At 62.4% G+C, this 3,596-nt stretch carries 4 protein-coding genes and 1 tRNA gene; 1 reads left to right on the top strand and 4 read right to left on the bottom strand.

From position 1 onward, the window contains the following. Both M3O22_04815 and M3O22_04810 read right to left on the bottom strand, forming a co-directional pair. Positions 1 to 812: MltA domain-containing protein (locus tag M3O22_04815; GenBank protein MDP9196078.1), on the bottom strand; the 812-nt coding region annotated here is incomplete at its 3' end. Next, complete coding sequence (locus M3O22_04810; protein MDP9196077.1) at positions 813 to 1,466, bottom strand: Tim44/TimA family putative adaptor protein; 654 nt, start codon at positions 1,464 to 1,466, stop codon at positions 813 to 815. Positions 1,467 to 1,606: 140 nt separating this feature from the next. On the opposite strand from M3O22_04810, the gene M3O22_04805 reads away from it, so the two are divergent. After that, positions 1,607 to 1,683: transfer RNA gene (locus M3O22_04805), tRNA-Arg, on the top strand. Here the strand turns inward: M3O22_04805 and murG are convergent. After that, positions 1,662 to 2,780 carry an undecaprenyldiphospho-muramoylpentapeptide beta-N-acetylglucosaminyltransferase gene (gene murG, locus M3O22_04800; protein ID MDP9196076.1) on the bottom strand — a complete coding sequence of 373 codons (1,119 nt, stop codon included), beginning with the start codon at positions 2,778 to 2,780 and terminating at the stop codon, positions 1,662 to 1,664. The genes M3O22_04805 and murG overlap by 22 nt on opposite strands. Next, positions 2,777 to 3,596: FtsW/RodA/SpoVE family cell cycle protein (locus tag M3O22_04795; protein MDP9196075.1), on the bottom strand; the 820-nt coding region annotated here is incomplete at its 5' end. The genes M3O22_04795 and murG, both read right to left, overlap by 4 nt.

Below are 3,596 nucleotides of genomic sequence, written 5' to 3'. Positions count from 1 at the left end.
ATGGTAACCTGGTCTTTCGGGATCTCACCCCGGTCCGCCAGGACTTTCCCGATGGCTGTGTAGGGGTGTCCGTTCTGCGCCGCATAGCCCACACGCATCTCTGTCCCGTCGTCCAGGGCGATGCGGCCGGATCCCTGGATATGCAGCACAAAGGCGGCCACAGGATCATCCAGCCAGACCAGCTCCAGCCCCTTGCCGGACAGGACCCCCTGCTCGATGGCGGCGCGCGCCTCCCAGGGTTTCAGCTGGCCACTCACAACACGGCCCGCGATACGCTGGCCCTTCAGTTCGTCACGGAACTCGCCCAGATCCACCATCACAAGGTCGGCCGGACGGGTTAGCAGGGGAACGGAAAAGCGGTCGCTGCGGGTCCGTGATCCTTTCAGCAGGGGTTCGTAATACCCGGTAAACAACCCTTCAGGGTTATCGTTGTTCATGACCAGGAACGGGCTGAAGTTTTCCTCGAAATACGTGCGGGCCGGCACAGCCACAAAGGTCTGGCGGTTCAGCACCTCGCACACCCGCTTCCAGTCAGCCATGGTGCCGAAAATCCCTTCTGCGCCCCCCAGGGCCCGGTCCGCCGGCCCTGCAGAAAATTTTCCGCACGAGCGACGGAAAACTTCCTGTGCCTCTTCCAGCATGTCGTTTTCCCACCCGGGCAGGTGCGCGAAGGTCACGGGCTTCAGGACAACCTTTGCCGGCATGTCCTTCTGCGGAACCGTACAGGAAGAGGTCAGCAGGACAACCAGGGTGGTCAGGACAAGATTGACCATATGGCCGCCCATTTTCAGGCCTGTGCGAAGAACCTTCATCTACCCTGCTCCCGTTCCCGTATCGACCAGCATCCAGTTGGGATCCTTCAATGTTGTGTTCCGGACAAAGGTCCATGTATCGGTCACCTCTGCGGGCCGGTGATCGCCCTCGACCACATTGCCCATGGCATCCCGGACCACGTTGATCTGCTGTGACCTGAATTCCACAACGATCCGGGCTTTTGCCCCGTCCATGCGGGCCTCGTGGATCTCCGCATCGCGGACAGTCACAAGAGTGGTCTCGCGGGCCTGGCCGGCCGCCTGCCGACGGCGGATATCGGCCTCGAACTCCCGCAGGACATCCTCACCCAGAAACGACCTTACGCCGGACAGGTCCCCTGCGGCAAACGCGGTGACAATCATCCGGAAAGCCTCCCGCGCGCCTTTCAGGAAGTCCTTTTCGTCAAAACCGGGAGAGGCCCTGCGGATCTGTTCCAGTCCCCCCGCCAGGGTATAAAGCTCTTCCTCTGTCTGTTCCCACAGGGGAGGTTCTTCCCTTTCAGGGCCTGCAGGTTCCCGGATTCCCGCGGGCCTCGCTGCCGGAGCCTCCTGGTCATTCTCCGGACGGCGGCCCAGAACCTGGCGCAGCCGCCAGATCAGGAAAAGCGCCAGAAGGCCAATGACAACAATGTCTGAAACCGCAAACACATCCATCAGGATCTTCCCGCCGCTGTATAAACCGGAGCAAGGATATATAGGGCCTGTCACCCGTCAGTGGAAGATTTTTATGCCTTTTTTCAGGCTGCAGAACGTCTTTTCTTTTCTCACGAACCCCTGTTATAAGAAGCCCGGCTGTCTCCGTAGCTCAGCTGGATAGAGCATCAGTTTCCTAAACTGGGGGTCACAGGTTCAAGTCCTGTCGGAGACGCCAGCTTCTTGTTTTCTACCCGGCGACAGCACCGCATCGGCCAGTTTTTCCGCTGCATCCGGGCGGGCGTGGGACTTCATGGCCCGGGCGGCCTGTTCCAGATATCCGGCTCCCTCAGGGGACATCAGGTCTGCCAGCAGGACCGACAGGGTTCCCGGGGTAAATTCCGGCTGGGGCATCAGCCAGCCTGCCCCATTGCCGGTGATGATCCTGGCATTGACGCTTTGGTGATCATCGGCGGCGGCGGGATAGGGCACCAGAACGGCAGGGCGGCCCGCCATGGCCAGCTCGGCCAGCGTTGAGGCTCCGCTGCGGCTGATCATCAGGTGGCTCCAGGCCAGACGTTCCGGCATATCCGTAAAAAAGGCGCTGACCTCGGCCTCGACGCCCATATCCTGCCAGGCCCGGCGCACATCCTCCAGCTGTTCGGGCCGGACCTGATGCACAACCCGCAGGCGCCGGCGCTGGTCTTCCGGCAGCAGGCCAGCCGCTGCGGGGATAACCATGCCGAACACGGCCGCGCCCTGGCTTCCCCCCGTAATAAAGACATGGAACGGCCCGTCAGGACGGGGAGGCTCATAATGCCTGCCAGCGAGGGCTGCGATAGCCGGGCGGACCGGGTTTCCCACACACTCCATGCGCAGTCCGGGCGGAACCCGTTCGACAGAATTGAAGGCCGCTGCCAGAAGCCTTGCCCGGCGGGCCAGCAAGCGGTTGGCCCGGCCCAGGACGGCATTCTGCTCGTGCAGCACCACAGGAATACGCAAGGTCCAGGCCGCAAGAACTGCAGGAACAGAGGGATAACCGCCAAAGCCTACAACAACACAGGGCCGAAGCCGGGCCAGGCGCCGCCGGGCCTGACAGAACGCCACAGCCATGCCGGCGGCGGCTTTCAGCTTTGCCGGAAAACCACCTTTCGGGAACGGAATGAAAAGACGCTCGACCTGCACCTCCGGTACACTGGCGCTGAAGGCCTTGCCCCGGCTGTCCGTCATGTGAACAACAGGGCAGCCGCGGTCCGCGAGAACCCGGGCCAGCGCCTCGGCCGGAAACATGTGGCCACCGGTGCCGCCGGCTGCAAGAACGACAGGTGCCGTCACGTTGCCTCCTCTGCCGTGCGCCGGCGTGTCAGGGACAGCACCATGCCCATACCCAGCCCCAGCGCCAAAAGCGACGATCCTCCATAACTGACGAAGGGCAGTGTCATGCCCTTGGTGGGAATCATGTGCAGGGCGGAGGCCATGTTGATCAGGGCCTGGAGACCGAACTGGGCCAGAAGGCCGCCCGCCGCCAGAAGGCAGAACAGGTTGCCGTGGGTCGTGGCCCGGGACAGGCCGCGCAGAACGATAAAGCCATACAGCGCGACCATGAACAGGCAGAAGATCAGGCCCATTTCCTCGCCGGCGACCGAGAAGACAAAATCTGCGTGGGCCTCGGGCAGGACCATCTTGACGGTGCCCTGTCCCGGCCCTGTGCCAAAAACGCCGCCATTCATGAAAGCCTCGAGCGAGCGCTCGATGTTATAGGTGTCCCCGCTGGACGGATCCAGAAAGCGGTCAATACGGCTCTGCACATGGGGAAACAGGAAATAGGCCCCCATGACTCCCAGAATGCCCACCCCCGCCAGGATCCCCGTGACCAGCAGGGGGAGACCGGCCAGAAACAGCTGGATGAACCACACCGCGCTGATCAGCACCGTCATGCCCAGATCCGGCTGAAGCAGAAGCAGCAGGACAATCAGCCCGTACAGAACAGCGGACAGGGTGTTTCCCGGAAACCCGGGACTTGTCCGGTGTCGGGAAAAAAGCCACGCCACTGTCACGGCAAAGGCGGGCTTGAGAAATTCGGAGGGCTGGAGGGACAGACCGGGAAAATGGATCCACCGCCGGGCACCCTTGATCTCGACCCCCAGGATG

The sequence above is a fragment of the Pseudomonadota bacterium genome, assembly GCA_030775045.1.
Classification (GTDB): Bacteria; Pseudomonadota; Alphaproteobacteria; order JALYJY01; family JALYJY01; genus JALYJY01.
Note: the sequence above shows the minus strand (reverse complement) of the source record. Positions and strands in the feature narration are given on the sequence as shown.